The organism is Variovorax sp. YR750 (genome assembly GCF_900109805.1).
In the GTDB taxonomy this organism is placed as follows: domain Bacteria; phylum Pseudomonadota; class Gammaproteobacteria; order Burkholderiales; family Burkholderiaceae_C; genus Variovorax; species Variovorax gossypii.
The window spans coordinates 531,962-558,197 of the sequence record NZ_FOBJ01000002.1; the positions used below are offsets into that span (position 1 = coordinate 531,962).

Here is a 26,236-nt window from a genome sequence, read left to right on the forward strand (position 1 = left end):
GTTGAAACAGCTTGTACATTGAATCGGGACTGGCGATTGCTTCCTTGCCGGAGCGATCGCCGCCGATCAATTCAAGACGTGGAGAAGTTCATGAGCACGGTCGACCCTCAGGGTGGCGCATCTGTCCTCACTTCGGGCCAGATGGCGATGTGGCTCGGCGCCAGGTTCGCCTCGCCCGACACCAACTTCAATCTCGCCGAAGCCATCGACATCGAGGGCCCCATCGATCCCGACGTCTTCATCGCCGCGATGCGGCAGGTGACCGAGGAGGCCGAGGCCACGCGCCTGAGCTTCGTCGACACCGCGCAGGGGCCGCGCCAGGTGGTCGCACCTGTCTTCACGCGCGAGATGCCCTGGCTCGACTTCAGCGGCGAAGAAGATCCGCTCGCCACGGCGCAGGCGTGGATGCAGGCCGACTTCAACCGCAAGGACGACCTCGCGCGCGACCAGCTGTGGATGTCCGCGCTGATCCGCATCGCGCCCGAGCGCCACGTCTGGTATCACCGCAGCCACCACATCGTGCTCGACGGCTTCGGCGGCGGGCTGATCGCACGTCGCTTCGCCGATGTCTACACCGCGCGCATCGAAGGCACCGAAGTGCCCGAGGCCTCGCGCCTCGCGCCCATCTCGCAGCTGGCCGAGGAGGAGAAGGCGTACCGCGAGTCGGGCCGCTTCCCGCGCGACCGCCAGTACTGGAGCGAACGCTTCGCCGACGCGCCCGATCCGCTGAGCCTGGCCTCGCACCGCTCGGTCAACGTCGGCGGCCTGCTTCGGCAGACGGCGCACCTGCCGGCCGCCAGCGTGCGGGCCCTGGCGGACATCGCGCAGCAGCAGGGCACCACGCTGCCGCAGATCCTGATCGCCACCACCGCCGCCTACCTGTACCGCGCCACCGGCATCGAGGACATGGTGATCGGCATTCCCGTCACCGCGCGCCATAACGACCGCATGCGCCGCGTGCCCGCGATGGTGGCGAACGCCCTGCCGCTGCGCCTCGCGATGCGCGCCGACCTGCGCATGCCCGAGCTCATCAACGAAGTGGGCCGGCAGATGCGGCAGGTGCTGCGGCACCAGTCCTATCGCTACGAGCACCTGCGCAGCGACCTCAACATGCTGGTGAACAACCGGCAGCTCTTCACCACCGTGGTCAACGTCGAGCCTTTCGACTACGACTTCCGCTTCGCCGGCAGCAAGGCGAAGCCGCGCAACCTGTCGAACGGCACGGCCGAAGACCTGGGCATCTTCCTGTACGAGCGCGGCAACGGGCAGGACCTGCAGATCGACTTCGACGCCAACCCGGCGATCTACACCGCGCAGGAACTCGCCGCCCACCAGCGCCGGCTGCTGGCCTTCATGACCGCCGTGATCGCCGAGCCCGACCAGGCCATCGGCCACGTCGACCTGCTGCAGGCCGGCGAGCGCGAGCAGTTGCTGGTGACGTGGAACGACACCGCCCGCGCGGTGCCCGAGACAGACCTCGTCGCGCTGATCGAGGCGCAGCTCGCGGCCGATCCGCAAGGCGTCGCGCTTCGCTTCGAGGGCGAGGCGATGAGCAACGACGAGCTGAATCGTCGCGCCAACCGCCTCGCGCACCTGCTGCGCGCGCGCGGCGCGGGGCCGGAGCGCACCGTGGCGCTGGCCATTCCGCGTTCGTTCGAGCTCATGGTGGCCTTGCTCGCTACGCTGAAGACCGGCGCGGCCTACCTGCCGGTGGACCCCGACTTCCCGCAGGACCGCATCGCCTTCATGCTCGACGACGCGCAGCCGGCGTGCCTCGTCACCACCGCCGCGCTCGCGGAGTCGCTGCAGGTGAGCGCCCCGACCCTTCTGCTCGATGTAGGGCAAACGTTTGCGGACCTGGCGAATTGCGACGATGCCGATCACGCCGTCGCCATCGACCCTTCGCATCCGGCCTACGTGATCTACACCTCCGGCTCCACCGGCAGGCCGAAGGGCGCGGTGGTGTCGCACCGGGCCATCGTCAATCGCCTGCAGTGGATGCAGGACCGCTACGGCCTCGGGGCCGGCGACCGCGTGCTGCAGAAGACGCCCTCGAGCTTCGACGTGTCGGTGTGGGAATTCTTCTGGCCGCTGATCGACGGCGCCACGCTGGTGCTGGCGAAGCCGGGCGGCCACAAGGACGCGGCCTACCTCGCGAAGCTGATCGTGGATGAAGGCATCACCACGATCCACTTCGTGCCGTCGATGCTGGAGGTGTTCCTGCTCGAACCCACGGCCTCTGCCTGCACCTCGCTGCGGCGTGTGATCTGCAGCGGCGAGGCGCTGTCGCCCGCGCTGCAGTCGCAGTTCCAGCAACTGCTGCCGTGCGAGCTGCACAACCTCTACGGGCCGACCGAGGCCGCCGTCGACGTCACCTCGTGGGAGTGCCCGCGCACGGCGGAGGGAGAGACCGCGCTGAAGAGCGTGCCGATCGGCAAACCGATCTGGAACACACAGATGCACGTGCTCGACAGCGGCCTGCAGCCCGTGCCGCCCGGCACCACCGGCGAGCTGTACATCGCGGGCACCGGCCTGGCGCGCGGCTATCTCAGCCGCCCGCTGCTGAGCGCCGAGCGCTTCATCGCCAATCCTCACGGCGGACCCGGCAGCCGCATGTACCGCACCGGCGACCTGGCACGCTGGCGCGACGACGGCAGCCTCGACTTCCTGGGCCGCGCCGACCAGCAGGTGAAGATCCGCGGCCTGCGCATCGAGCCCGGCGAGATCGAATCGGTGCTGCTGCGGCATCCGCAGGTCGCCCAGGCGGCGGTGGTCGCGCGTGAAGACGTGCCGGGCGAGAAGCGCCTCGTGGCTTACGTCGTTGCTGCCGACGCGGCCGATCCGCAGGCCGCCGAGCTGCGCACCCATCTCGCGCAGTCGCTGCCCGAGTACATGGTGCCTTCGGCCTTCGTCAGCGTGCCGGCCCTGCCGCTCGGCCCCAGCGGCAAGCTCGACCGCAAGGCGCTGCCGGCGCCCGAGCTGCAGGCGGCCACGCCCTACGTGGCGCCGCGCACGCACACCGAGAAGATCCTCGCGGGCCTCTGGGCCGAGACGCTGCACCTGCCGCGCGTGGGCATCGACGACAACTTCTTCGAGCTCGGCGGGCACTCGCTGATGATCGTGCAGCTGATCTCGATGATCCGGCAGCAGTTCATGATCGACCTGCCGCTGGACACGCTGTTCCAGGTCTCCACCATCGCCGGCCTCGCAGAGCTGCTGGACCAGGCCTCGCAGGCGGGGCCCAGCCTGGTGCCGATGCCGCGTCCGGCGCGCATTCCGCTGTCGTTCGCGCAGCGCCGCCTGTGGCTGATGAACCAGCTGGAGAACGCCAACCCCGCCTACAACATGCCGCTGGCGCTGCGCCTGTCGGGCGTGCTCGACCGCGCGGCGCTGCAGTCGGCGCTCGACGACCTGATGCAGCGCCACGAGAGCCTGCGCACCGTCTACCCGAGCGAGGACGGGCTGCCGTACCAGCGCATCCTCGAGGGCGAGCAGGCGCGTGCACTGCTGATCGAGGCCGACAGCAGCGAGGACGAGATCGCCGCGCAGCTGCATGCCGCCGCCCGCTCGGGCTTCGATCTCGGCAGCACGGTGCCGCTGCGGCCGCACCTGTTCAGGCTGGCCGCCGACGAGCACGTGCTGCTGCTGCTCACGCACCACATCGTGGGCGACGGCGCGTCGCTGCTGCCGCTGGCGCGCGACCTGAGCGTTGCCTACGCCGCGCGCAGCGAAGGCCAGGCGCCCGGCTGGACGCCGCTGCCGCTGCAGTACGCCGACTACGCGCTGTGGCAGCACGACCTGCTCGGCAGCGAGGACGACCCCGAGAGCATGGCCGGCCGCCAGCGCGAGTTCTGGCGCGAGACCCTGCGCGATCTTCCCGAGCGGCTGAGCCTGCCGGTCGACCGGCCGCATCCGGCCGTGCCCAGCTACCGCGGCGACGTGGTGCCGCTGCGGATTCCGGCGCAGGTGCACGAGCGCATGCTGCAGCTGGCGCGCGACGGCCAGGCCAGCGTCTTCATGGTGCTGCAGGCCGCGCTCGCGGGGCTGCTGAACCGGCTGGGCGCGGGCGAGGACGTCGTCATCGGAACGCCCGTTGCAGGCCGAAGCGACCACGCGCTGGACGAACTCATCGGCTGCTTCGTCAACGCGCTGGTGCTGCGCACCGACGTCGCAGGGCAGCCCAGCCTGCGCGAGCTGGTCGCGCGGGTGCGCGCCACCAATCTCGCCGCATACGCGAACCAGGAGTTCCCGTACGACCGCATCGTGGAACTGCTGCGGCCCCAGCGCGGCGGCGCCAACCTGCCGCTGTTCCAGGTGATGCTGGGCTTCCAGAGCAGCAACAACCGCCTGTCCTTCAGCCTGCCGGGCCTGTCGATCACGCCGCAGCCGGTGGAAGTCGACACGGCGAAGTTCGACCTGTCCTTCATCCTCGACGAGCAGCGCGGCGCCGACGGCCTGCCGGGCGGCATCGCGGGCGGCATCCAGTACAGCACCGACATCTTCGACCGCGGCACCGTCGAGGCCATCGGCGAGCGGCTGGTGCGCCTGCTGGAGCAGGCGTGCGAGACGCCCGACACGGCGCTGGCCGGCCTCGACATCCTGGGCGACGAAGAGCGCCGGCGTCTGCTGTCCGACTGGAGCGGCAGCAAGCGCGAGATCGCACCGCTCTCTCTGGCCGCCATGGTGGAGGCGCATGCCGCCGCGCGCCCGCATGCGCCGGCCGTGGTGCTCGACGACGCGACCGTCGGCTACGCAGCGCTCGACGTGCGCGCCAACCGGCTCGCGCACCTGCTGCGCGGCCGCGGCATCGGTGCCGGCGACATCGTCGCGGCGGTGCTGCCGCGTTCGCTCGACCTCGTGGTGGCGCACCTGGCCATCGTCAAGGCCGGCGCGGCGTACCTGCCGATCGATCCGAACCACATGGCGGGCCGAAGCGCCTTCGTGTTCGCGGAAGCGGCGCCCGCCGCCGTGCTGACGCATGCCTCGCTGCTGCCCGAGCTGGCGGGCATTCCGCACTGCCTGGCGCTGGACAGCGACGAGACCGTCGCCGCGCTGGCGATCCAGTCGGACGGCCCCGTGGCGCTGGCGCGCGCAGCAGATGCGCTCGACGCCGCCTACGTCATCTACACCTCGGGCTCCACCGGCACGCCCAAGGGCGTGGTGGTGCCGCATGCGGGCCTGAGCAGCCTCGGCGCCTCGATGGCCGAACGCTTCGCCATCGGCCACGACTCGCGCGTGCTGCAGTTCTCCTCCAGCGGCTTCGACGCCTCGGTGATGGACCTGCTGATGGCCTTCCACGCCGGTGCGGCGCTGGTGGTGCCGGCGCCGCAGCCGCTGCTGGGCACGGAACTGGCCGAGCTGCTCGGCAGGCAGGCCGTGAGCCACGCGCTGATTCCGCCGGCTGCGCTGGCGACGCTGCCGGAGGGCGACTACCCGTACCTGCAGACGGTGGTGGTGGGCGGAGACGCCTGCCCGGCCGAGCTGGCCGCGCGCTGGTCGCAGGGCCGCCGCATGATCAATGCCTACGGCCCGACCGAGATCACCATCTGCGCGAGCATGAGCGCGCCGATGAATGCGAAGGAAGCACCGTCCATCGGCACGCCGGGGTGGAACACGCGGCTGTACGTGCTCGACGACGCGCTGCAGCCGGTGCCGCCCGGCGTGGCGGGCGAGCTCTACATCGCGGGCGGCGGCGTCGCGCGCGGCTACCTGAACCGCCCGCTGCTGAGTGCCGAGCGCTTCATCGCCGATCCTTTCGGGGAGGCCGGCAGCCGCATGTACCGCAGCGGCGACCTGGTGCGCTGGCGCAATGACGGCAGCCTCGACTTCCTGGGCCGCGCCGACCAGCAGGTGAAGATCCGCGGCTACCGCATCGAGCCCGGCGAGATCGAGTCGGTGCTGCTGCGCCACCCGCAGGTGACGCAGGCGGCCGTGATCGCGCGCGAAGACGTGCCGGGCGAGAAGCGCCTCGTGGCCTACGTGGTCGCGTCCTCCGATCCGCAGCCGCTGGAGCTGCGCGCCCACATGGCGCAGTCGCTGCCCGACTACATGGTGCCCTCGGCCTTCGTGCACCTGCCGTTCCTGCCGCTCACGCAGAGCGGCAAGCTCGATCGCAGGGCGCTGCCGGCGCCGGGACAGCAGGCCGCCGCGCCGTATGCCGAACCCCGCACCGCCACCGAGAGGCAACTCGCCGCGCTGTGGGCCGAGACCCTGCACCTGGAGCGCGTGGGCATCCACGACAACTTCTTCGAGCTCGGCGGCCATTCGCTGATGGCCATCCAGCTCGGCATGCGCATCCGCCAGCAGGTGCGCGCGGACTTCCCGCACGCCGAGGTCTACAACCGCCCGACCGTCGCCGCCCTGGCCGCATGGCTGGACGACAACACGGCGGGTGCCGAGGCGCTCGACCTGTCGCGCGAACTGGAGCTGCCCGCGGGCATCCAGCCCCATGTGGCCCTGCCGCCGCTGATCGCGAAGCGCGTGTTTTTGACGGGCGCCAGCGGCTTCGTCGGCAGCCACCTTCTGGCCGCGCTGCTGCGCGACACCTCGGCATGCGTGGTCTGCCATGTGCGCGCAGCCGACGAGGAGGCCGGCAGGCGGCGCCTGCAGCTCACGCTGGCGCAGCGCCGGCTCGGCGCGATCTGGGACGACGAGCGCATCAAGGTCGTGACCGGCGACCTCGGCAAGCCGCTGCTCGGCCTCGACGACAGCGCCGTTCGGCTGGTGCGCGACGGCTGCGACGCCATCTACCACTGCGCCGCGCAGGTCGACTTCCTGCATCCCTACGCCAGCCTGAAGCCGGCCAACGTCGACAGCGTGGTCACGCTGCTCGAGTGGACCTCGCAGGGGCGGCCCAAGAGCATGCACTACGTCTCGACGCTGGCGGTGATCGACCAGAACAACGGCAAGGAGGGCACCGTCACCGAGCAGTCGGCACTGGCTTCCTGGAGCGGGCTGGTCGACGGCTACAGCCAGAGCAAGTGGGTGGGCGACGCGCTGGCCCGCGCGGCGCAGGCGCGCGGCATGCCGGTGGCGATCTACCGGCTGGGCGCGGTCACCGGCGACCACACGCACGCCATCTGCAACGCCGACGACCTGATCTGGCGCGTGGCGCATCTCTATGCCGACCTGGAAGCGATTCCCGACATGGACCTGCCGCTCAACCTCACGCCGGTGGACGACGTGGCGCGCGCCATCCTCGGCCTCGCGGCGCTGCAGTCGGCGTGGGGCCAGGTGTTCCACCTGACGAGCCAGGAGGCGCTGCGGGTGCGCGACATTCCGGCCGTGTTCGAGCGGCTCGGCATGCGGCTCGAACCCGTCGGGCTCGAGCCCTGGCTGCAGCGCGCGCATGCGCGGCTCGCCGTGGGGCAGGACCGCGACCTCGCGGCGGTGCTGGCGATCCTCGACCGCTACGACACATCGGCCACGCCGCCGAAGGTGAGCGGCGAGGCCACGCACGCGCAGCTCGAGGCCATCGGCGCGGCGATCCGTCCGGTGGACCGCGACCTGCTGCAGCGCTACTTCGTCGACCTGGGCATCGACACCAAGGCGCGCCGCACGGCCGAGGCCGGCGCGTCGCAGGAGGCCTGAAGCCATGGCGCGCTATCTCATCGCGGCGACGCCGCTGCCGGGACACGTGCTGCCGATGCTGGCCATCGCGCAGCACCTGGTGGGCCTCGGGCACGAGGTGCGGGTGCACACCGCGAGCCGCTTCCGGGCGCAGGCCGAGGCCACGGGCGCGGGCTTCGTGCCCTTCGAGGCTGCGATCGACTTCGACCACCACGAGCTCGACCAGCGCTTTCCGCAGCGCCAGCGCCTTCCGTCGGCGCATGCGCAGCTGTGCTTCGGCCTGAAGCATTTCTTCGCCGACGCCATGGCGGCGCAGCGCAGCGGCCTGCGCTCGATCCTGCGCGACTTCGCGGCCGACGCCATCGTGGTCGACACGATGTTCTGCGGCACCTTCCCGCTGCTGCTGGGGCCGCGCGAGGAGCGCCCGGCCGTCGTGGGCATCGGCATCTCGGCGCTGCCGCTTTCGAGCTGCGACACGGCCTTCTTCGGCACGGCCCTGCCGCCCTCGGCCACGCCGGAAGGACGCGTGCGCAACCGCGCGATGAACGCCAACCTCCGGCAGGCGATGTTCGGCGAGGTGCAGCGCTACTTCGACGCGCTGCTGACCTGCGCGGGCCTGCCGGCGCTGCCGGAGTTCTTCGTCGATGCCATGGTCAAGCTGCCGGACCTGTACCTGCAGCTGACCTCCGAGTCCTTCGAGTACCCGCGCAGCGACCTGCCGGCCTCGGTGCGCTTCGTCGGCCCGCTGCTCGCGCCCGCCAGCCGCGACTTCGTGGAGCCCGACTGGTGGCACGAGCTGGACGACGGCCGCCGGGTCGTGCTGGTCACGCAGGGCACGCTGGCCAACCAGAACCCGGCGCAACTCATCGGACCGACCTTGCAGGGCCTGGCCGGCGCCAGCGACATCCAGGTCATCGCCACCACCGGCGGCCCTACGCCGGCCGCGCTGAACATGGCCGTGCCCGCGAACGCCCGCGTGCTGCCCTTCCTGCCCTACGACCGGCTGCTGCCCAAGGTGCATGCGATGGTGACCAACGGCGGCTACGGCTCGGTCAACCATGCGCTGAGCCTCGGCGTGCCGCTGGTGGTATCGGGCGCCACCGAGGAGAAGCCCGAGATCGCCGCGCGCGTGGCCTGGTCGGGCGCCGGCATCAACCTCGGCAACGGCCAGCCCGGCGCGCGCCAGATCGGCGACGCGGTGCGCAGGCTGCTGAACGAACCCGCCTACCGGCAGCGCGCGGGCGTGCTGCGCGACGACTTCGCGCGCCACCGTGCGCTCGACGAAATCGCTGCCGCACTCGAGGCGCTGCGCGAGCCCGCGGCATCCATGGCATCCATGACGATGGCCTGAACGAAGAACCCCCCGCAAGGAATCCGAAGATGAGCAATCCGTTCGACGACAAGAACGCCAGCTTCCTGGTGCTGGTGAACGAGGAAGGTCAGCACTCGCTGTGGCCGGCCTTCATCGCCGTGCCGGCCGGCTGGAACGTGGCGCTGCCCGCCACCGACAGGGCGGCCTGCAGCGCCTACATCGAGGCGAACTGGACCGACATGCGGCCGCGATCGCTCGCGGCCAGGGACCTCGATGCCGCTGGCGCATGAGGGTGTTCGCGCTGTACCGGCGCGGCGCCGCATGGGCGTATGCGTCGCGCTTCCGGCCGCCGGCCGTCGGTGAACTGGACAAGGAGCGCGCGGAGCCGGCGAGAAGAGAGGCCGACATTTCCGCAAAGACGTCCGAAGCGAGAAGGCCGCTGAGCAGGCCGCGCCGCCGATGAGCGTCTTTTCCGCCTGGCCGTATTTCGTGCTCGTGCTGGTCGTGCTCGGCATGCTGGCCCTGCCGGTCTTCCGCGTGGCCGACGAGCCGCACGGGCGCGATCGGCGTACGGCGACGCTCGACGGCCTGCGCGGCTTCCTCGCGCTGAGCGTCTTCGTGCACCACCTGATGGTGACCCACGGCTACATCGAGCGCGGCGAGTGGACCTTTCCGCCGCCGGGCTTTCCCACGCTGCTGGGGCAGGTCGGCGTGGGCGTCTTCTTCATGATCACCGGCTTCCTGTTCTGGGGGAAATTGCTCGACGCGCAGGGGCGGCCGGACTGGAGGGGCCTGTACGTCGGCCGGCTGTGGCGCATCGGCCCGACCTACCTGCTGGCGGTGGGGCTGATGTTCCTCGTCGTCGCATGGCGCACCGGGTTCGAGCTCAGGGAGCCGGCGTGGTCCGTGCTTGCCGCGGTGCTGCAGTGGCTGGCCCTCGGCATCTGGCCGCTGCAGCCGGACATCAACGGCCATGCCGGAACGGGGCTGATCCTCGCGGGCGTGACGTGGACGATCTTCTTCGAGTGGCTGTTCTACGGTGCCCTGCGGCCGATGGCGCCGTTCGCGCGCGGCGGGCGGACGCCGCGCTTCGTCGCGGGCGGCCTGCTGCTGTGCATGCTGGCGCTGACCGTCGCGGCGCTTTCGCCGGGCGCCTCGCCCAATCGCCCGACGACCGCGCTGGTGATCGGTGCCGTGGCCTGGGTGCTGGCCTCGTTCCTGCTGGGCATGCTGTCGGCGTGGCTCGCTCGGCGCAATGGTGCGGACGCGGATGCGGACGTGGCTGCGCGGCGCATGCCCGAATGGATGGGCTCGCTGCTCGCGCTGGCTTGCCTCGGAGCCGTGTTCCTCGGCTTCGAGCACATGGTCGGGCCTGTCCAGGTGCTGCTGCTGTGGGGCTTCTTTCACCTGGTCTGCCGTGGCGGCACGCTGTTCGGCCTGCTGTCCCTGCGCGCGGCGCGGCGCATGAGCACGGTGAGCTACAGCATCTACCTGCTGCAGGGACTGGTCCTGAGCATCGTCCTCGCCGCGGGACCGGTGCGGGAGTTCGCGATGACCGGCGCGCTGCAGTACTGGCTGACCGGCATCTTCTGCGCGCTGGTGCTGGTGGTGGCTTCGGTCGTGAGCTATCGGCTGGTCGAGAAGCCGGGCATCGCGCAGGGCAGGCGGGCGCGATCCGGTTCGCGCCGGGTGCCTGCCGCACAGGCGGCGCGATAGCGTGGCTCGTTCAGCAGTTGGCAGGCCTTGTCGATGTCGACGCGTTGCCGATCGGGGCGTCCCCGGGGCACCCACTCAGCTCGTGCGCGGTGGCGCCACGGCGGCGCCCTCGATCGCGTGGCGCCTGAGCGCTTCCGCCACGAAGCCCGATCGCTTCATCTCCTCGATATACGCGCTCAGCCAGACCTGCGCCGCGGTGCGTCCCTTGGGTACGCCCATGGCCTGTTCGATCACCATGAAGCGCCCCGGCAGCAGGCGCACGCCGCCCACGCGCCGGGCGTCGGCCTCCAGCTGCTGCCTGACGCCGGCCGCCACGTCCAGGTCCTGCGCGAGGAACATGTCGGTGACGGCCGGCGAGGTGGACGCGCGCACCAGCGTGGCGGCCTTGAGCTCGCGCGTGAGGAACAGGTCGTAGGCACTGCCGCGTCCCACCACCACGCGGGTGCCGGTGCGGTCCACTTCCTCGTTGCGCCGCAGCGGCGAGGCGTTGCGCACGAGGTAGGCGCCTTCGATGATCACGTAGGGCGCGGTGTAGTCCATGTCGGCGCCGCGCACCGGGTCGATGGCGACGAAGGCCATGTCCACCCGGCCCGCCTTCACGGCCTCGACCACGCTGCCGGCCGAATTGAACTGCACCAGCTCGACGGGCAGGTCCAGCCGCCGCGCGGCCTCGCGCGCGAGGTCCACCGAGACGCCCTGCGGCTCGCCGCCGGAGCCCCTGGTCGCGAGGATGGGATTGCCGAAGTTGATGGCCGCGCGCAGCCTGCCGGTTGGCGAGAGCTCGGTGCGGGCCGCCCGCGCATTGGCCGAAGGCCCGATCGAAGACCCGATGGCGGCGCAGCCGCCCAGCATCAGCGCGCCGGCAGCCAGCACCGAGCGCCTGTAGACGGTGACGGTGTGTTCCATGCTCATCACTCCACCTTCACTTTCGCGTTCTTCACCAGGTCCACCCAGAACCTGCCGTCCGACACCAGGAACTGTCCGAACTCTTCCGGCGAGGTCGAGAGCGACACCTCGGTGCCCTCGCGCGCCAGGCCGGTCTTCACCGAGGGCTGCTGCATGGCGGTCCGGGCCGCCTCGAAGATCTTCTTCACCACCGCCGGCGGCGTGCCCGCGGGCACGAATATGCCGTACCAGAACTCCAGGTGGTACTCGGGCAGGCCGGCCTCGCGCATGCCGGGCAGGTCCGGCACCAGCGGCGAACGCTCGCGCGTGCTCACCGCCAGCACCTTGAGCCGCCCGCCCTTGGCCATCGGCAGCACCGAGGGCGAGGTGCCGAAGGTGACCTGCGTGTCGCCCGCCATCACCGACTGGATGGCCAGGCTGCCGCCCTTGTAGGGCACGTGAGTCATCGGCGCGCCGGTGAGCAGCGTGAACAATGCCGCGCCCAGATGCGGCGCCGAGCCGTTGCCCGAGGTGGAGTAGTTGAGCTTGTCCGGCTCCTTCTTCGCCGCCGCGATCAGCTCGGGCACCGAGCCGATGCCGGCCGCCGGGTTCACCGCCAGCACCAGCGGCGAGGTGGTGATCTTCGTGACGGGCAGGAGGTCGGAGGGCGCGTAGCCGATCTTCGGGTTGAGCGCCGGGTTCACCGAGATGCTGCTGGGGCTGGCGATGAGCAGCGTGTAGCCGTCGGCCGGCGACTTGGCGACGATGTCCGCCGCGATGCTCGAGCCGTTGCCCGGCTTGTTGTCCACCACCACGGGCTGGCCCATCGCCCTGCCGAAGGACTCGCTCATCGAGCGTGCCACGTAGTCGGCCGCGCCGCCGGCCGCGAAGCCGATCACGAGGCGGATGGGCTTGCCGGGATAGGGCGCGGGCTGCGCCCACGAGGCGTGCGAAAGCGCGCCCAACGCCAACGCCGTGGCGAAGTGCCTGGTCTTCATGCTTGTCTCCTTCCGTTGTGGCTCTGGTCGTCGTCGAAAACGAAGAGGAAGGCCTCAGGCGGCGGCAGGCATGCGCAGCACGATCTTGCCGACGTGCTGGCCGGCTTCCATGCTGGCCTTGGCCTGCGGCAGGCGATCGAAGTCGACCACGCGGTCGATCACCGGGCGGATGCGGCCCGCCGCGAAGTGCGGCAGCACCTCGGCCACGAAGCGCGGCACCGCGGCGGCGCGCTGCTCCTTGGTGCGAAGCTTGTTGGAGACGCCGAAGAGCGTCAGGCGCCGCGCGTGCAGCGCGTCCAGGTCGATGTCGGCATGCAGCACGCCGTCCACGTGGCCCACGGTGGCCAGGCGGGCCTCGAAGGCCGCGGCGCGGACGTTCTCGGCGAAGACGGTGCCGCCCACGGTGTTCACGACCAGGTTGGCGCCCAGCCCGCCGGTCGCCTCCATCACCGCCGGCGCGAAGCCGGCGCCCCGGGTGTGAAGGGCCACGTCCAGGCCCAGTTCGCCGAGCGACGCCAGCTTGCCGGCCGAGCCCGAGGTGCCGATCACCTTCGCGCCCAGCGCCTTGCCCAGCTGCAGCGAGGCCACGCCCACGCCGGACGAGACGCCGTTCACCAGCAGCCATTCGCCCGGCTGCAGGCGGCCCTGCAGCACCAGCATGTCGAAGGCCACGAGGAAGGTCAGCGGAATGCCGGCCGCCTGCTCGAAGGAAAGGGCCGCGGGCATCGGCATGGCCTCGGCCGCCTCCATCAGCGCGTATTCCGAGAAGGCGCCGGCGCAGCGGCCCATCACGCGGTCGCCCGGCCCGAAGCCGCCCGCTTCGTCGCCGGCGGCCACCACCTCGCCCGCGCCTTCGCCGCCGATGGCCTTCCAGCTGCCGGGCTTGCCGTGCAGGCCGTGGCCCAGCAGGAACTCTCCCCGGTTGAGCGCGGCCGCGTGCATGCGCACCAGCAGCTGGCGCGGCCCGGGCACCGGCGTGGGCGCCTCGCGCAGTTCGATCACGGTGTCCGTGTCGGTCATCTGCATCCAGTAGGACTGCATCGCGGTTGCTCCTTGTCGTGGTTCAGCGGCCGGTGAAGACCGGCTTGCGCTTCTGCATGAAGGCCGTTCGGCCCTCGGTGTAGTCCGCGCTCTCGAAGCAGCCGCGGATCAGTCTGGTGCACAGCGCCATGTCGAGTTCGGGCGAGGGCTTGAGGATCTCGCGCACGATCGCCTTGCCGGCCATCACGGTGAGCGGCGCGTTTTCCGAGAGGGCGCCGACGTACTCGGCCAAGAGCCCGTCCAGGGCATCGGGCGCGCAGGTGCGCGAAACCAGGCCGATCGCCTTCGCCTCGGCCGCGTCGATGCGGCGGGCGGTGAAGAACAGGTCCTTCGCGGCGCCCGGGCCGATCAGGTCCACCAGGTTCTTCATGGCCGAGTAGCGGTAGCCCAGGCCCAGGCGCGCTGCGGGCACGGAGAACACCGAGTCGGTGGCGGCGACGCGGATGTCGCAGGCGATGGCCACGTTCACCCCGCCGCCGATGCAGTACCCCTGGATGCAGGCCAGCGTGGGCTTGGCGAAGTCGTGGATGCCCATGAGCGTGGTCTCGGCCATCTGCTCGTAGTGCGCAACGGCCTCGCGTGCCGCGCGCATGTCCTCGAACTGCGAGATGTCCGCGCCGGACACGAAGGCCTTGCCTCCGGCGCCGGAGAACACCACGACGCGCACGCGATCGTCGTCCCGGGCCTGGTCGAGCAGGGGCGGCACCGCCTCCCACATGTCGACCGACAGCGCGTTGTGCCGCGCCGGGTTGTTGAAGCGGATGTGCAGCGCGCGGCCATCCAGCCAGGTTTGCACGCGATCGGTGGTGGAGATGTAGTCGGGGTGGGTGTTCGTCATCAAAAGACTCCTGCGGCCTTCATGCGGGCGAGCTCTTCGCCCGACAGGCCCAGTTCGGAAAGGATCTCCTCGCTGTGCTCGCCGCGGCGCGGGGCGGCGCGCGCGATGGTGCCGGGCGTGCGCTCCAGCTGCACCGGCTGGCCCACCAGGCGCTGCTCGCCGTGCCAGCGCGAGACCACCTTCTTGACCATGCCCAGGTGCCGGATCTGCGGCTCGTCGAAGACCTCGCTCATGTCGTTGATCAGGCCGCAGGCGACGCCGCCCTCGTTGAACTGCCTGACCCAGTGGGCGCGGTCGTGCGCCGCCAGCCGGCGGTTGATCTCGGCGTTGAGCGCGTCGCGGTTGACCGAGCGCGCGGCCTTGTCGTGGTAGCGCGCGTCGTCGATCCACTCCGGCGCGCCCAGGATGTTGCAGAAGCGCTCCCAGATCCTGGAGCCGAACACCGCGATGTTCATGTAGCCGTCTCGCGCCTTGTAGACGCCGGTCGGAATGCTGGTGGGATGGAAGTTGCCCGCCTGCGCCGCGACCTCGCCGTCGATGAGAAAGCGCGAGGTCTGGAAGTCCATCATGTAGACCATGGACTCCAGCAGCGAGGTGTGCAGCCACTGCCCCTTGCCGGAGCTCTCGCGCTCCAGCAGCGCCACCAGGATGCCCTGCGCCGCGAAGATGCCCGCGCACAGGTCGGCGATCGGGATGCCCACTCGCACGGGCCCCTGCTCCTGCAGCCCGGTCACCGACATGAGCCCGCCCATGCCCTGCGCGATCTGGTCGAAGCCCGGTCGCTGAGCGAGCGGGCCGGTCTGGCCGAAGCCCGAGATGCTGGCGTAGACCAGGCGCGGGTGGTCCGCCGCCAGCGTCTCGTAGTCGATGCCCAGGCGGAATTTCACGTCCGGGCGGAAGTTCTCCACCACCACGTCGGAGGTGGCGATCAGCCGCTTGAGCGTGGCGATGCCCTCGGCCTGTTTCAGGTCCAGCGTGATCGAGCGCTTGTTGCGGTGCGTGTACTGGTAGTCGGAGCCGTCCTGCCCGCCCAGCGTGTCGTCGCCGCGCATGTGCTCGGGCATCTGCACCTGGATGACGTCGGCGCCCCAGTCGGCGAGCTGGCGGCAGGCTGTGGGGCCGGCGCGCACCTGCGTGAGGTCGATGACGCGAAAGCGCTGCAGCGCGGCGGAGGCTGGAAGGTGAGGCATGCGTGTCAGGTCCTCAGGTTCTTCAGCACGGCCTGCGTGAACGTGGCCGTGTTGCCGCTGCCGCGGATGTCGCCTGTGCGCGCCTGCCGGTCGGCCAGCGCGGCGGTGGTTGCCTTCGCCATGGAGGCGCCCATGCGGACAGCGCCTTCGTTGCCGCGGCTGTGGCCCAGCCATTCGAACATCATCCGCGTGGACTCGATCATGGCGTAGGGGTTGGCGATGCCCTGGCCCGCGATGTCGGGCGCCGAGCCGTGCGTGGCCTGCGCCATCGCCACGTCGCCATCGCCGATGCACAGGCCCGGCGCCATGCCCAGGCCGCCCACCAGGCCGGCGGCCTCGTCGGACAGGATGTCGCCGAACATGTTGGTGGTGACCACCACGTCGAAGCTCTGCGGGTCGCGCACCAGGCGCATGGCGAAGGTGTCGACGATCACGTCGTCCACCCGAACGTCGGGGTACTCGGCGGCGAGCTTGCGGCACTCCTCCACGAACATGCCGCAGCCCAGCTTGAACACCGTGTCCTTGTGCACGTAGGTCAGGTGCCTGCGGCGCTGGCGCGCGAGCTCGAAGGCGGCCCTGGCCACGCGTCGGCTGCCCGTGCGCGTGATGACGCGCACGGAGAGCGTGACCTCGTCGTTGGGCCGGAACTCGCCCGAGCCGGCCACCATGTTGCGATCCGGCTGGAAGCCCTCGTTGTTCTCGCGCACGATCACCAGGTCGACGCCGTCGTGGAGGCAGCCGATGTCGGGGTAGGAGCGCGTGGGCCGGACGTTGGCGAACAGGTTGAACTGCTTGCGCAGGATCGGGTGCGGATTGATCGCGTTGGGCCCAGGGGGATAGGCGCGGTGTCCGATGGGGCCGAGGATCCAGCCGTCGAGCTGGTGCAGCGCGGACAGCGTCTCCGGCGGCAGCGTGTGGCCATGCGTCTGCAGCGCGCTCGCGCCGATGGGCAGCGGCCGCCAGTCGACCTGCACGCCATGGAGCTCGGCCGCGGCGCGGGCGACGGCCACCGAGGCCGGCACGATCTCGTGCCCGATGTCGTCGCCGTCCAGGATGCCGATGCGAAGTGCGCTCATGGTCATGTCAGCTCCTTCGCTTCGTCAGGCGGCGCACAGGGCCGTGAGGCCGCGCACGTCGGCCAGCGCGGCCAGCGACCGGCACTGGGCGCTGATGCGGTCGGCGCGCTCCCGGCCCAGCACCGGCACCACCAGGCCATCGAACTTGCCCTGCAGCTGCGCGTCGGTCAGCGGGTTCTGCATGGAGCCGATGGCATGGTCCACGCGCACCTCCACCCGCCGGCCGTCCTTGAGCACCGCGGCCACGCGCACCGCGGCTTCGTCGATGCCGTCGTCCACCGTGGCCTGCACCTTGTTGCGCAGCGCGACCACGCGCGGGTCGGTCACCACCGCGTCGGAGAACTCCTCCTCGCCGGCGCGGCCGTACAGCAGGCCCACGGCGCAGCCGTGGTAGACGCTGAACTTGCCCTGCAGGCCGTCCCTGGGCTCCTTCTTGCCGGTGAGCTCCAGCACCAGCGAATGCACGCGCAGCTCGATGCGTTCCACCTGATCGTCGGTGATGCCCTGGGCGCGCAGCTGCACGCAGGCGTCGATGCTTGGATGGATCACGATGCCGCAGGCAAAGGGCTTGTAGGTGTTGAAGGAGATCTCGAAGCGCTCGCCCAGTTCGTCGGTCACTTCGTTCCACGCCCGCTTGTCCGAGACCACCTGCACGAAGCCGCGCGGCGCCTCCAGCGCCCGCTCGCTGGCGGTGAAGCCCCGGCTGGCCAGCAGCGCCGACAGCAGGCCGGCGCGCGCCGCGCCGCCCGGGTGGAAGGGCTTGGTCATGGTGCCGAACTGCTCGCGCACGCCCACCGGCTGCGAGGCCGCGATGCCCAGCGCCATCGCCGTGCGTTTCTCGTCGAGCTTCAGCAGGCGCGCGCAGCCCGCCGCCGCGCCGAGCATGCCGGTGGAGCCGGTGATGTGCCAGCCGCGGTCGTAGTGGTCCGGGTACATGGCATTGCCCACGCGGCAGGCCACGTCGATGCCCAGCACCAGCGCATCGATGACGTCGCGGCCGGCCAGGCCCTGGTGCTCGGCCAGCGCGAGCACGGCCGAAGCCACCGGGCCGGCCGGATGGATGATCGTCTTGAGGTGCGTGTCGTCGAAGTCGAAGGTGTGCGAGGTGATGCCGTTGATCAGCGCGGCGCTGGCCATGTCCACCTTCTCGCTGCGGCCCAGCACCGTGGCCTGGGGCGCGGGCTGCAGCATCTGCACCGCCCCCAGCGCGGCGTCGGCCGCCTCGTGGTGCGCCGCGCCGATGGCGCAGCCCAGCCAGTTGTAGAAGGTGCGGTGCGCCTCGTGCTCCACCGCGTCGGACCAGCCGCGCGAGCGGTGGCCGGCCACGAAGCGGGCGAGGATGGACGTGATCGGGGGCGCGGAAAGATCGGCGGGGACTTGCGTGTTGCGGGCCACAGGATGAATTCAGGTTGCGGTTGAAGAAACAGGAAGAAGGTGAAGAGAAAGGGGAAGGCTCATTCGTCGAGGCGGATGTTTCGGGCCTTGGCGAGCGCGGTCCAGCGCCGGATGTCGGCAACGATGTACTGGCCGAACTGCTCGGGCGTCATGGGCCAGGGCTCCACCGCCTCGCTGGCCAGCTTCTCCGCCAGGTCGGGCGACTTGAGCACCGCCACCTGGGTCTCGTTGAGGCGCTGCACGACGTCCGCCGGCATGCCGGCCGGCCCCACGGAGCCGTACCACTGCATGGCGTCGAAGCCCTTGAAGCCGGCCTCCTCCATGGTGGGAACGTCCTTGACCTGCGCGCTGCGCTGCTTGCCCGTGACGGCCAGCGCGCGCATGCGGCCCGAGCGAAGGTGCGGCAGCGCTGCGGCCAGGCCGGGGAACATGGCCTGGGTCTGTCCGCCCAGCAGGTCGTTGATGGCCGGGGCGATGCCGCGGTAGGGGATGTGGACCATGACGGTGCCCGTCTCCTGCTTGAACAGCTCCATGGTCAGGTGCGTGAGGGAGCCCGCGCCGGCCGATCCGTAGCTCACGCTGCCGCGGTTGGCCTTGAGGTACTGGATGAACTCGCCCACCGTCTTGGCGGGCACCGAGGCGTTGACCACCAGCACGTTGGGGGTGGCGCCGATCATGCCGATGGGGGTGAAGTCCTTGATCGCGTCGTAGCTCACCTTGCGCGTGGCCGGCGTGGTGCCGTGCGTGGCCACGTAGCCCTGCATGAGCGTGTAGCCGTCGGGCGGGGCGTGCGCGGTGAGCTGGCTGGCGACCACGCCGCCGCCGCCGCTCTGGTTGTCCACGGGCATGGCCTGGCCCAGCAGGCGCCCCCAGCGCTCGGTCACCACGCGGGCGGTCATGTCGTTGCCGCCACCTGCGGCCACGGGAACGATGTAGCGGATCGGCTTGCTCGGAAAGGCCTGCGCGAAGGCCACGCCTGGAAGGGCGATCGCGGCCGAGGCGGCTTGCAGCAGTTGGCGGCGCTTCATGTTGTCTCCTTGTTATGGCGCGCATCTTCCGCATTCGGGCCCTTGCAGTAAATTGCAAGTTTCTGGTGTTTTATTGCATTCCTTGCATGAGTGAATTGCCATGACCAAACCATCGCTGGCCGACCTCCGGGCCTTCATCACCGTGGCCGAGACGCAGAGCTTCGCCGCCGCTGCGCGGGCGCTCTACCTGTCGCAGCCGGCGCTTTCGCGCCGCATCTCGCACCTGGAGAACATGCTGGACGTGCGCCTGTTCGATCGCACCACGCGCAACGTGGAGCTCACCCTGCTGGGCCGGCGTTTCCTGGGCCAGATCCGCGGCGTGGTGGAAGACCTGGACCGGTCGGTGCTGAGCCTGCGCGACGCCGCCGAGCTGGAGGCGGGCGACGTGACCATCGGCTGCGTGCTTTCCACCGTGCACCACTTCATGCCCCCGGTGATCAACGCCTTCCGCAAGGAGCATCCGCGCGTGCTGGTGCGCGTGATCGAGGAGGGCGCCGACGAGGTGCTGGCCAGCGTGAAGCAGGGCGAGGCCGACTTCGCGCTCAACTACATCGGCATGCAGGACCCGGAGGTGGAGTTCACGCCGCTGCTGAAGGAGCCCTACGTGCTGGCCTGCCGCGCGGACCATCCGCTGGCGCGGCGACGGTCGGTGGGATGGGAGGAGCTGGCGGCCTACCCGCATGCCCGGGTTTCCCACGACAGCCGCAATCGGCTGTTCATCGACCAGGCGCTGGCCGAGATGCCGCCTCTGCCGCGCCCGGTGTGCGAGGTGCGCCACGTTTCCACGCTGATCGGCATGGTGGAGAACGGCATGGGCATCGCCGTGGTGCCGCAGCTGACGCTGCCGCGCAAGCCCGCGGCGGTGGTGGGCGTACGGCTGGAGAAGCCTGCCATCAGCCGGACCATCGGCATCATCCGCCGCGCGGGGCGCAGCCTGTCGCCGGCGGCACAGGCCTTCGCCGGCCTGCTGGCGGCGTCGGCCACCCGCGCCACGCCCAGGGCCCGCTCCAGATAGATGGAGACGGCGTTGCCCTTCCGGCTGGCCTTGGGCGGTGGAATCCGACGAATTTGGCGCCCTGCAGGGAGCTTCCAAGACCCCAAGCCATCCTCGTGACACACCCTTGCGCATAATTGACGCAAGCTATGACTCTCACCGAACTCAAATACATCGTCGCAGTGGCCCGCGAACGGCACTTCGGCAAGGCGGCCGAGGCCTGCTACGTTTCGCAGCCGACCCTCTCCGTCGCAATCAAGAAGCTCGAGGACGAGCTCGAAGTCAAGCTCTTCGAGCGCAGCGCCGGCGAAGTGACCGTCACGCCGCTGGGCGAGCAGATCGTGCAGCAGGCGCAGAGCGTGCTCGACCAGGCGGCCAGCATCAAGGAGATCGCCAAGCGCGGCAAGGACCCGCTGGCCGGTCCGCTGAACCTGGGCGTGATCTACACCATCGGGCCGTACCTGCTGCCCGACCTCGTGCGCCAGGTGATCGCGCGCACGCCGCAGATGCCGCTGGTGCTGCAGGAGAACTTCACCGCCAAGCTGCTCGAGATGCTGCGCGCCGGCGAGATCGACTGCGCCATCATGGCCGAGCCCTTTCCCGACACCGGCCTCGCGATGGCGCCGCTGTACGACGAGCCCTTCATGGCGGCGCTGCCCAACAGGCACAAGTTCGCCGACCGCGAATCGATCACGTCCGAGGAACTGCAGAGCGAGACGATGCTGCTGCTGGGCACCGGCCACTGCTTCCGCGACCACGTACTGGAGGTGTGCCCGGAGTTCGCGCGCTTCTCGAGCAACGCCGAGGGCATCCGAAAGAGCTTCGAGGGCTCGTCGCTGGAGACCATCAAGCACATGGTGGCCTCGGGCATGGGCGTGACGCTGGTGCCGCGCCTGTCGGTGCCGGCCGATGCCATCAAGCCGAAGGTCAAGGGCCGCAAGGAGCCCGAGCAGATGGTGCGCTACCTGCCGGTGCGCGACGCGCACGACCGCGATCCGCCCACGCGCCGCGTGGTGCTCGCATGGCGCCGCACCTTCACGCGCTACGAGGCCATCGCCGCGCTGCGCAACGCGATCTATGCGTGCGAGCTGCCGGGCGTGAAGCGCCTTTCGTAGTTCGCAATTCGAGAACTTGACCTACGCGGCGGCCGTTTTGAATCGTTGATCGCTGAGATAGAGTGACGCTGTTGCGAAGCCGTGCGCCGGCTTCCAGAATTCAGTCCAGCACCTCCCAAAATTCGATCGAAGAAAAGGATCTCGCGCCATGGCCAAAGACTCGAAGAAAACCTCGTCCGCCTCTTCCGCAGGCAAGGTGCCCAAGAAGGGCGGCAAGCAGGTCGCGCAGGAGTCGGGCAGCCGCAACGCGCCCATCATCAATATCGGCATCGAGCGCCAGGACCGCGCCGCCATCGCCGAAGGCCTGAGCCGCGTGCTGGCCGACACCTACACGCTGTACCTCACCACGCACAACTTCCACTGGAACGTGACGGGCCCGCACTTCAACTCGCTGCACGCGATGTTCATGGGCCAGTACACCGAACTGTGGGGCGCGACCGACGTGCTCGCCGAGCGCATCCGCGCGCTGGGCCACTACGCGCCGGGCTCGTACGCCGAGTTCAGCAAGATCGCCACCGTGCCCGACGTGCCGCAGAACCCGCCCAAGGCGATGGAGATGGTGCGCATCCTGGTGAAGGGCCACGAAACCGTGTCGCGCATTGCGCGCGAATTCATTCCTGTCGCCGAGGAAGCCGGCGACGACCCGACGGCCGACATGCTGACCGCGCGCTGCACGGTGCACGATCAGACGGCCTGGATGCTGCGTTCCCTCCTTGAAGACTGATTCCGCTCCTTCCGTCACTGCGCCCGCGGCTCGCCGCGGGCGTTTTGCGTTGTATCTCGACCTGATCCGCTGGAACCGTCCGGCGGGCTGGCTGCTCCTGCTCTGGCCCACGCTGGGTGCGCTGTGGTTCGCGGCGGGCGGCTGGCCCGGTTGGCACCTGCTGGTCGTGTTCACGCTCGGCACCGTTCTCATGCGAAGCGCCGGCTGCTGCGTGAACGACGTGGCCGACCGCGACTTCGACCGCCACGTGAAGCGCACCGCGCAGCGGCCCGTGACCAGCGGCGAGTTGCCGGTCAAGGAGGCGCTGGGGCTGGGCGTGGTGCTGGCGCTGGTGTCCTTCGGGCTGGTGCTCACGACCAACCGCGCGACGGTGCTGTGGTCGTTCGCGGCGCTGGCCATCACGCTGGTCTATCCCTTCGCCAAGCGCTTCGTCTCGGTGCCGCAGGCGGTGCTGGGCGTTGCCTTCAGCTTCGGCATTCCGATGGCCTTCGCGGCGGTGCAATCCACCGTGCCGCTCTTCGCCTGGGCGCTGCTGGTGGGCAACCTGTTCTGGGTGCTGGCCTACGACACCGAGTACGCGATGGTCGACCGCGACGACGACCTCAAGATCGGCATGAAGACATCGGCCATCACCTTCGGCCGCTTCGACGTGGCGGCGGTGATGGCGAGCTACGCGATCTTCATCGCGGTCTGGACCTGGGCCGGCGCGAGCCGTTCGCTGGGCGTGCTGTTCTACGTCGGCATCGCGGTCGCCGTGGCGCAGGCGCTGTGGCACTGGCGGATGATCCGCGACCGCACGCGCGAAGGCTGCTTCAAGGCCTTCCGGCTGAACCACTGGCTGGGCTTCACCGTGTTTGCCGGCATCGTGGCCGGCTACGCGCTACGTTGAGCATCACCATGTCCGATGTGCTGGAGCGGCTGAGGCAGAAGATAGGCCAGGAGGGCCACTCCGGCTGGCACCGCATCACGCAGGAGATGGTCGACCGCTACTCGGAGCTGTCTGGCGACGGCGAGGGCGAGTGGATCCACCTCGACCCCGAACGCGCGGCGCGCGAGGCCGGCTACGGCGGCACCATCGTGCAGGGCTTCTTCCAGGTGTCGCACCTGATCCGGCTGACCGGCGAGGCCATGCGCACGCTGCTGCCCTTCGACTCGAACCACGCGCTCAACTACGGCTTCGACCGCCTGCGCTTCGTGCGGCCTATGCCGGTGGGGGCGCGCTTTCGGGCGCGCGTACGCATTGCGGACGTGACGGCCAGGCCGGGCGACAGCTATCTGCTGAAGGAAGAAGTCTGGCTGGAGCTGGAGAACGGCACCGTCACGCTGGCTGCCGAATGGTTGTTCCTGCTCGGGCCGGGGGCGTTGCCCGAGGCCTGAAATCAGCCTCGGCCGAATTCCTCGCCCAGCTCTGCGGCGCGCTTCTGTGCGGCGCGGATCGCTGTCTTGAACTGGGACTTCACATCGGCCGCCTGGAGCGAAGTGATGGCGGCGTAGGTCGTGCCGCCCTTGGAGGTCACGCGCTCGCGCAGCACCGAAGGCGGCTCGGTCGCGCTGTGCGCCAGTGCCGAGGCGCCGGTGAAGGTGCCGACGGACAGCCGCAGCGCCTGCTCGGGCGTGAGGCCCATCTCGACGCCGGCCTCGGTCATCGCCTCGATGAAATAGAACACGTAGGCCGGGCCGGAGCCCGAAATGGCGGTCACTGCGTCGAGCGCCGGTTCGGCGTCGACCCAGAGCAGCTCGCCGGTGGGCGCCAGCAGCTGCCCGACCATGGAGCGGTCGGAACTGTCGACGCCGGGCCGGGCGAACAGGCCGGTCATGCCCTTGCCCACCAGCGCGGGCGTGTTGGGCATGGCCCGCACCACGCGTTCGGTGCCGAGCCAGCGGGCGATGCTGTCGGATGGAATGCCGGCTGCCACGCTCAGGTGCAGGGCGTCTTCGACATGGGCGCGTACCGGCCGGGTGGCCTCCGCGAAGGTCTGGGGCTTGACCGCCCAGACCACCACGCCGCAGCGCGAGAGGGCCTCGCCCGCCTCGGCCTTCGCGACGATGCCGAAGGACTGGGACAGCTTCGCGCGCGCTTCCTCGAAGGGCTCGACCACCTCGAAGGCCTCGGCCGGGGTGCCTTGCTGGATCAGGCCGCCGATGATGGCGCTGGCCATGTTGCCGCCCCCGATGAAGGCGACGGGGGGCAGCGGCGCGGGGCCGGTGCGGGGCAGGAAGGTCACGGCGATGGTCATGGTCGGTCGGCGTATTCGAAGGCGGCGAACTGGGTGATTTGAAGCGGATTGAAATTGTCGTCGCTCACGACCACCAGCATGCGCTTGCCGCCGGGCAGGGGCGGGCCCCAGCACATGCCTTCGGTGTTGTCGAGCCGGGACAGGCCCAGCGCGGCGAAGTCGGCCACCAGCGTCTTGGCCGCCGGCCGGTGGTTGCCGGGCGCCAGCGCGTCGACGGCGAGCACGTCGCTGGCCGCGCGGGTATCTATTTCATACAGGCGCAGCGAATTGCCGCGGCCGGTGGCGTAGGCGCGCTCCAGCACCAGCATGCGGTCGGCGTCGATCATCAGGATCTCGCTCACGCCGTTGTCGGCGTAGCTGCCGGGAACGAGCGGGCGCAGCGGGATGGCGTCGGGAATGTAGGCGATCTGGCGGTCGGCCTGGCCGGTCTCCAGGTCGATCCGGGTGAAGCGGCAGGGGCCGCCGGGGGCGCCGACGGCGGGTTCGGGGCCGTCCTGAATCAGGGCGTTCTCCATCGCCAGCCAGGCGAAGCGGCCGTCGGGCGTGAGGCTGACACCCTCGAAAGTCAGGTTGTCGCGCGGGCCGCGGCGCTTTGCCGGATCAGGCTGGAACATCGCCGGCATCCGGAATTCGCGCAGGAAGCGGCCGTCGCGGGCCGATTCGTACAACGCGGGGCCGAAGCCGCGGGCGACGTCGCCTTCGCTGGTCCACAGCAGGGTGTTGGTGGCCGGGCGTAGCCGCAGCGCTTCGGGGTCGGGCACCGGGAGACCGTCGACCGCGTTGCGCCGGTTCGGCCAGGGGCCGCCGCCGGGGCGTTGCAGCTGCACCACGCCTGTCGGTTCGGGCGGCGCGGCCGGTGGATCGGGCCAGCGGGCGACGTAGTAGCGGACGGGAGCCAGGTCCGACCGGTCGTCGCTGATGAGCAGGTACTCACCTCGGATTGGGTCGTAGTCGATGCCCGAGAGGCCTCCGGCCGTGGTCCCTTCTATATGAAGGCGGTGCGGCCATCGCGCTTCGGCGATGCGGCGCAGCCGGCCGGAGTCCGGGTTCGGCGTCGCGCCGCCCTTGCAGCCGGCCACGCCCAGCATCGCCAGCCCGGCGCCGCCGGCCAGCAGGAGGCGACGGCGCGGCAGCGGCAATGAGGTCGAAAGAATGGGTTTTTCGGGCTTTTCGGACGGGCGCACGCCCCGGAGTCTAGTGGCAGCGTCCCGCCGCAGACAGGGTTGTTGACTTCCTGGCCTTCGCGTGCAACAATCGCGGGCTTCGCTTTCAAAAGGCGGAGCTTTCAGCCCAAAGCGGAAGTGCCCCGAGTGGTTCGGGGCATGGACGACGGGCCCAAGACTGACTGATTTGCCTCCCTCCTGGAGGCACATCGGTACAAGTTGGGAATATCAAGAAATGATCCAAACTGAATCCCGGCTCGAAGTGGCCGACAACACGGGCGCGAAATCCGTCCTGTGTATCAAGGTGCTCGGTGGCTCCAAGCGGCGTTACGCCAGCGTGGGCGACGTCATCAAGGTCAGCATCAAGGAAGCCGCTCCGCGTGGTCGCGTCAAGAAGGGCGAGATCTACAGCGCAGTGGTGGTCCGCACCGCCAAGGGCATCCGTCGCGCCGACGGTTCGCTCGTGAAGTTCGACGGCAACGCTGCAGTGTTGCTCAACGCCAAGCTGGAGCCCATCGGCACCCGCATCTTCGGACCGGTCACGCGCGAACTGCGCACCGAGAAGTTCATGAAGATCGTGTCGCTGGCACCCGAAGTTCTCTAAGGACACAACGCCATGAACAAGATTCGCAAGGGCGACCAGGTCATCGTGTTGGCCGGCCGCGACAAGGGCAAGCGGGGCACCGTCTCGCTGCGCAAGGATGACTCGCACGTGGTCATCGAAGGCATCAACCTCGTCAAGAAGCACACCAAGCCGAACCCCCTGAAGGGTACGACCGGTGGCATCGTCGAGAAGGCCATGCCGATTCATCAATCCAACGTGGCGATCTTCAACGCCGCGACCGGCAAGGCCGATCGCGTGGGCGTCAAGGTCACCCAGGATGCTGACGGCAAGCGCGTGGCTGTTCGCGTGTTCAAGTCGAGCGGCGAAGAAATCAAGTTCGCCTAAGAGGTA

21 protein-coding genes are annotated in these 26,236 nt (G+C 69.9%); 11 read left to right on the top strand and 10 right to left on the bottom strand.

From position 1 onward, the window contains the following. Positions 1–90 precede the first annotated feature (90 nt). The 4 genes from BMY35_RS06010 to BMY35_RS06025 all read left to right on the top strand — a co-directional run bounded on the left by BMY35_RS06010 (position 91) and on the right by BMY35_RS06025 (position 10,597). Positions 91–7,590 carry a non-ribosomal peptide synthetase gene (locus BMY35_RS06010; RefSeq protein ID WP_093196189.1) on the top strand — a complete coding sequence of 2,500 codons (7,500 nt, stop codon included), beginning with the start codon at positions 91–93 and terminating at the stop codon, positions 7,588–7,590. Between the two features lie 4 nt (positions 7,591–7,594). After that, on the top strand, positions 7,595–8,920 hold the full coding sequence (locus BMY35_RS06015) for a glycosyltransferase (RefSeq protein ID WP_093196084.1): 1,326 nt from the start codon (positions 7,595–7,597) through the stop codon (positions 8,918–8,920). Between the two features lie 29 nt (positions 8,921–8,949). Continuing rightward, positions 8,950–9,171, top strand: coding sequence for an MbtH family protein (locus tag BMY35_RS06020; RefSeq protein ID WP_093196085.1), 222 nt, complete (start codon positions 8,950–8,952; stop codon positions 9,169–9,171). A 169-nt stretch (positions 9,172–9,340) separates the two neighbouring features. Continuing rightward, on the top strand, positions 9,341–10,597 hold the full coding sequence (locus BMY35_RS06025; protein ID WP_093196086.1) for an acyltransferase family protein: 1,257 nt from the start codon (positions 9,341–9,343) through the stop codon (positions 10,595–10,597). A gap of 75 nt (positions 10,598–10,672) precedes the next feature. On the opposite strand, the gene BMY35_RS06030 is transcribed toward BMY35_RS06025, so the two are convergent. The 8 genes from BMY35_RS06030 to BMY35_RS06065 are packed head-to-tail and all read right to left on the bottom strand — an operon-like array spanning position 10,673 to position 19,048. Further along, positions 10,673–11,503: an ABC transporter substrate-binding protein gene (locus tag BMY35_RS06030; RefSeq protein WP_093196190.1), complete on the bottom strand. Its 831-nt coding sequence runs from the start codon at positions 11,501–11,503 to the stop codon at positions 10,673–10,675. A 5-nt stretch (positions 11,504–11,508) separates the two neighbouring features. Further along, positions 11,509–12,480 carry a tripartite tricarboxylate transporter substrate binding protein gene (locus BMY35_RS06035; RefSeq protein WP_093196087.1) on the bottom strand — a complete coding sequence of 324 codons (972 nt, stop codon included), beginning with the start codon at positions 12,478–12,480 and terminating at the stop codon, positions 11,509–11,511. A gap of 54 nt (positions 12,481–12,534) precedes the next feature. Then, positions 12,535–13,521 (bottom strand): zinc-binding dehydrogenase, encoded by a 987-nt coding sequence (locus BMY35_RS06040; protein ID WP_093196088.1) that lies wholly within the window; start codon positions 13,519–13,521, stop codon positions 12,535–12,537. Between the two features lie 22 nt (positions 13,522–13,543). Further along, positions 13,544–14,359: an enoyl-CoA hydratase gene (locus BMY35_RS06045; protein WP_093196089.1), complete on the bottom strand. Its 816-nt coding sequence runs from the start codon at positions 14,357–14,359 to the stop codon at positions 13,544–13,546. After that, the gene (locus tag BMY35_RS06050; protein WP_093196090.1) at positions 14,359–15,549 is read right to left on the bottom strand and encodes a CaiB/BaiF CoA transferase family protein; all 1,191 of its coding nucleotides are present in this window, start codon (positions 15,547–15,549) and stop codon (positions 14,359–14,361) included. Before BMY35_RS06050 ends, BMY35_RS06045 begins: the two co-directional genes overlap by 1 nt. Positions 15,550–15,554: 5 nt before the next feature. Beyond that, the gene (locus BMY35_RS06055) at positions 15,555–16,625 is read right to left on the bottom strand and encodes an isocitrate/isopropylmalate dehydrogenase family protein (protein WP_256228245.1); all 1,071 of its coding nucleotides are present in this window, start codon (positions 16,623–16,625) and stop codon (positions 15,555–15,557) included. Between the two features lie 24 nt (positions 16,626–16,649). Further along, entirely contained in the window at positions 16,650–18,020 is a 1,371-nt protein-coding gene (locus BMY35_RS06060; protein WP_093196092.1) for an MmgE/PrpD family protein, read from the bottom strand. A 59-nt stretch (positions 18,021–18,079) separates the two neighbouring features. Next, a complete protein-coding gene (locus tag BMY35_RS06065) occupies positions 18,080–19,048 on the bottom strand; it encodes a Bug family tripartite tricarboxylate transporter substrate binding protein (RefSeq protein WP_093196093.1) in 969 nt (322 codons plus the stop codon). A 100-nt stretch (positions 19,049–19,148) separates the two neighbouring features. Here BMY35_RS06065 and BMY35_RS06070 point away from each other — a divergent pair, with 100 nt between their 5' ends. The 5 genes from BMY35_RS06070 (at position 19,149) to BMY35_RS06090 (ending at position 23,258) form a co-directional block, all read left to right on the top strand. Continuing rightward, a complete protein-coding gene (locus BMY35_RS06070) occupies positions 19,149–20,063 on the top strand; it encodes a LysR family transcriptional regulator (RefSeq protein WP_093196094.1) in 915 nt (304 codons plus the stop codon). 128 nt (positions 20,064–20,191) lie between these two features. After that, positions 20,192–21,157 (top strand): LysR substrate-binding domain-containing protein, encoded by a 966-nt coding sequence (locus tag BMY35_RS06075; RefSeq protein WP_093196095.1) that lies wholly within the window; start codon positions 20,192–20,194, stop codon positions 21,155–21,157. A gap of 148 nt (positions 21,158–21,305) precedes the next feature. Further along, entirely contained in the window at positions 21,306–21,881 is a 576-nt protein-coding gene (locus BMY35_RS06080) for a Dps family protein (RefSeq protein WP_093196096.1), read from the top strand. Next, complete coding sequence (gene ubiA / locus BMY35_RS06085) at positions 21,871–22,770, top strand: 4-hydroxybenzoate octaprenyltransferase (RefSeq protein ID WP_093196097.1); 900 nt, start codon at positions 21,871–21,873, stop codon at positions 22,768–22,770. The genes BMY35_RS06080 and ubiA overlap by 11 nt, the downstream gene beginning before the upstream one ends. An 8-nt stretch (positions 22,771–22,778) precedes the next feature. Beyond that, positions 22,779–23,258 (top strand): MaoC/PaaZ C-terminal domain-containing protein, encoded by a 480-nt coding sequence (locus tag BMY35_RS06090; RefSeq protein ID WP_256228246.1) that lies wholly within the window; start codon positions 22,779–22,781, stop codon positions 23,256–23,258. A gap of 2 nt (positions 23,259–23,260) precedes the next feature. Here the strand turns inward: BMY35_RS06090 and proC are convergent, their stop codons facing one another. Together proC and BMY35_RS06100 are read right to left on the bottom strand one after the other, a co-directional pair. Then, positions 23,261–24,118, bottom strand: a complete 858-nt coding sequence (gene proC, locus BMY35_RS06095; RefSeq protein WP_093196098.1) for a pyrroline-5-carboxylate reductase — start codon at positions 24,116–24,118, stop codon at positions 23,261–23,263. Continuing rightward, entirely contained in the window at positions 24,115–25,206 is a 1,092-nt protein-coding gene (locus tag BMY35_RS06100) for an esterase-like activity of phytase family protein (protein WP_256228253.1), read from the bottom strand. The genes proC and BMY35_RS06100 overlap by 4 nt, the downstream gene beginning before the upstream one ends. Positions 25,207–25,516: 310 nt before the next feature. On the opposite strand from BMY35_RS06100, the gene rplN reads away from it, so the two are divergent. Further along, entirely contained in the window at positions 25,517–25,885 is a 369-nt protein-coding gene (rplN, locus tag BMY35_RS06105) for a 50S ribosomal protein L14 (protein ID WP_009124801.1), read from the top strand. Positions 25,886–25,897: 12 nt separating this feature from the next. After that, on the top strand, positions 25,898–26,230 hold the full coding sequence (rplX, locus tag BMY35_RS06110; RefSeq protein ID WP_093196099.1) for a 50S ribosomal protein L24: 333 nt from the start codon (positions 25,898–25,900) through the stop codon (positions 26,228–26,230). The last annotated feature ends 6 nt before the right edge of the window (positions 26,231–26,236 follow it).

What these genes read in the sequence shown, in the direction of transcription:
- BMY35_RS06010 (WP_093196189.1), top strand. Translation starts at nt 91, where the DNA reads ATGAGCACGGTCGACCCTCAGGGTGGCGCATCTGTCCTCACTTCGGGC.
- BMY35_RS06015 (WP_093196084.1), top strand. Translation starts at nt 7,595, where the DNA reads ATGGCGCGCTATCTCATCGCGGCGACGCCGCTGCCGGGACACGTGCTG.
- BMY35_RS06020 (WP_093196085.1), top strand. Translation starts at nt 8,950, where the DNA reads ATGAGCAATCCGTTCGACGACAAGAACGCCAGCTTCCTGGTGCTGGTG.
- BMY35_RS06025 (WP_093196086.1), top strand. Translation starts at nt 9,341, where the DNA reads ATGAGCGTCTTTTCCGCCTGGCCGTATTTCGTGCTCGTGCTGGTCGTG.
- BMY35_RS06030 (WP_093196190.1), bottom strand. Translation starts at nt 11,503, where the DNA reads ATGGAACACACCGTCACCGTCTACAGGCGCTCGGTGCTGGCTGCCGGC.
- BMY35_RS06035 (WP_093196087.1), bottom strand. Translation starts at nt 12,480, where the DNA reads ATGAAGACCAGGCACTTCGCCACGGCGTTGGCGTTGGGCGCGCTTTCG.
- BMY35_RS06040 (WP_093196088.1), bottom strand. Translation starts at nt 13,521, where the DNA reads ATGCAGTCCTACTGGATGCAGATGACCGACACGGACACCGTGATCGAA.
- BMY35_RS06045 (WP_093196089.1), bottom strand. Translation starts at nt 14,359, where the DNA reads ATGACGAACACCCACCCCGACTACATCTCCACCACCGATCGCGTGCAA.
- BMY35_RS06050 (WP_093196090.1), bottom strand. Translation starts at nt 15,549, where the DNA reads ATGCCTCACCTTCCAGCCTCCGCCGCGCTGCAGCGCTTTCGCGTCATC.
- BMY35_RS06055 (WP_256228245.1), bottom strand. Translation starts at nt 16,625, where the DNA reads ATGAGCGCACTTCGCATCGGCATCCTGGACGGCGACGACATCGGGCAC.
- BMY35_RS06065 (WP_093196093.1), bottom strand. Translation starts at nt 19,048, where the DNA reads ATGAAGCGCCGCCAACTGCTGCAAGCCGCCTCGGCCGCGATCGCCCTT.
- BMY35_RS06070 (WP_093196094.1), top strand. Translation starts at nt 19,149, where the DNA reads ATGACCAAACCATCGCTGGCCGACCTCCGGGCCTTCATCACCGTGGCC.
- BMY35_RS06075 (WP_093196095.1), top strand. Translation starts at nt 20,192, where the DNA reads ATGACTCTCACCGAACTCAAATACATCGTCGCAGTGGCCCGCGAACGG.
- BMY35_RS06080 (WP_093196096.1), top strand. Translation starts at nt 21,306, where the DNA reads ATGGCCAAAGACTCGAAGAAAACCTCGTCCGCCTCTTCCGCAGGCAAG.
- BMY35_RS06090 (WP_256228246.1), top strand. Translation starts at nt 22,779, where the DNA reads ATGTCCGATGTGCTGGAGCGGCTGAGGCAGAAGATAGGCCAGGAGGGC.
- proC (WP_093196098.1), bottom strand. Translation starts at nt 24,118, where the DNA reads ATGACCATCGCCGTGACCTTCCTGCCCCGCACCGGCCCCGCGCCGCTG.
- BMY35_RS06100 (WP_256228253.1), bottom strand. Translation starts at nt 25,206, where the DNA reads ATGCTGGGCGTGGCCGGCTGCAAGGGCGGCGCGACGCCGAACCCGGAC.
- rplN (WP_009124801.1), top strand. Translation starts at nt 25,517, where the DNA reads ATGATCCAAACTGAATCCCGGCTCGAAGTGGCCGACAACACGGGCGCG.
- rplX (WP_093196099.1), top strand. Translation starts at nt 25,898, where the DNA reads ATGAACAAGATTCGCAAGGGCGACCAGGTCATCGTGTTGGCCGGCCGC.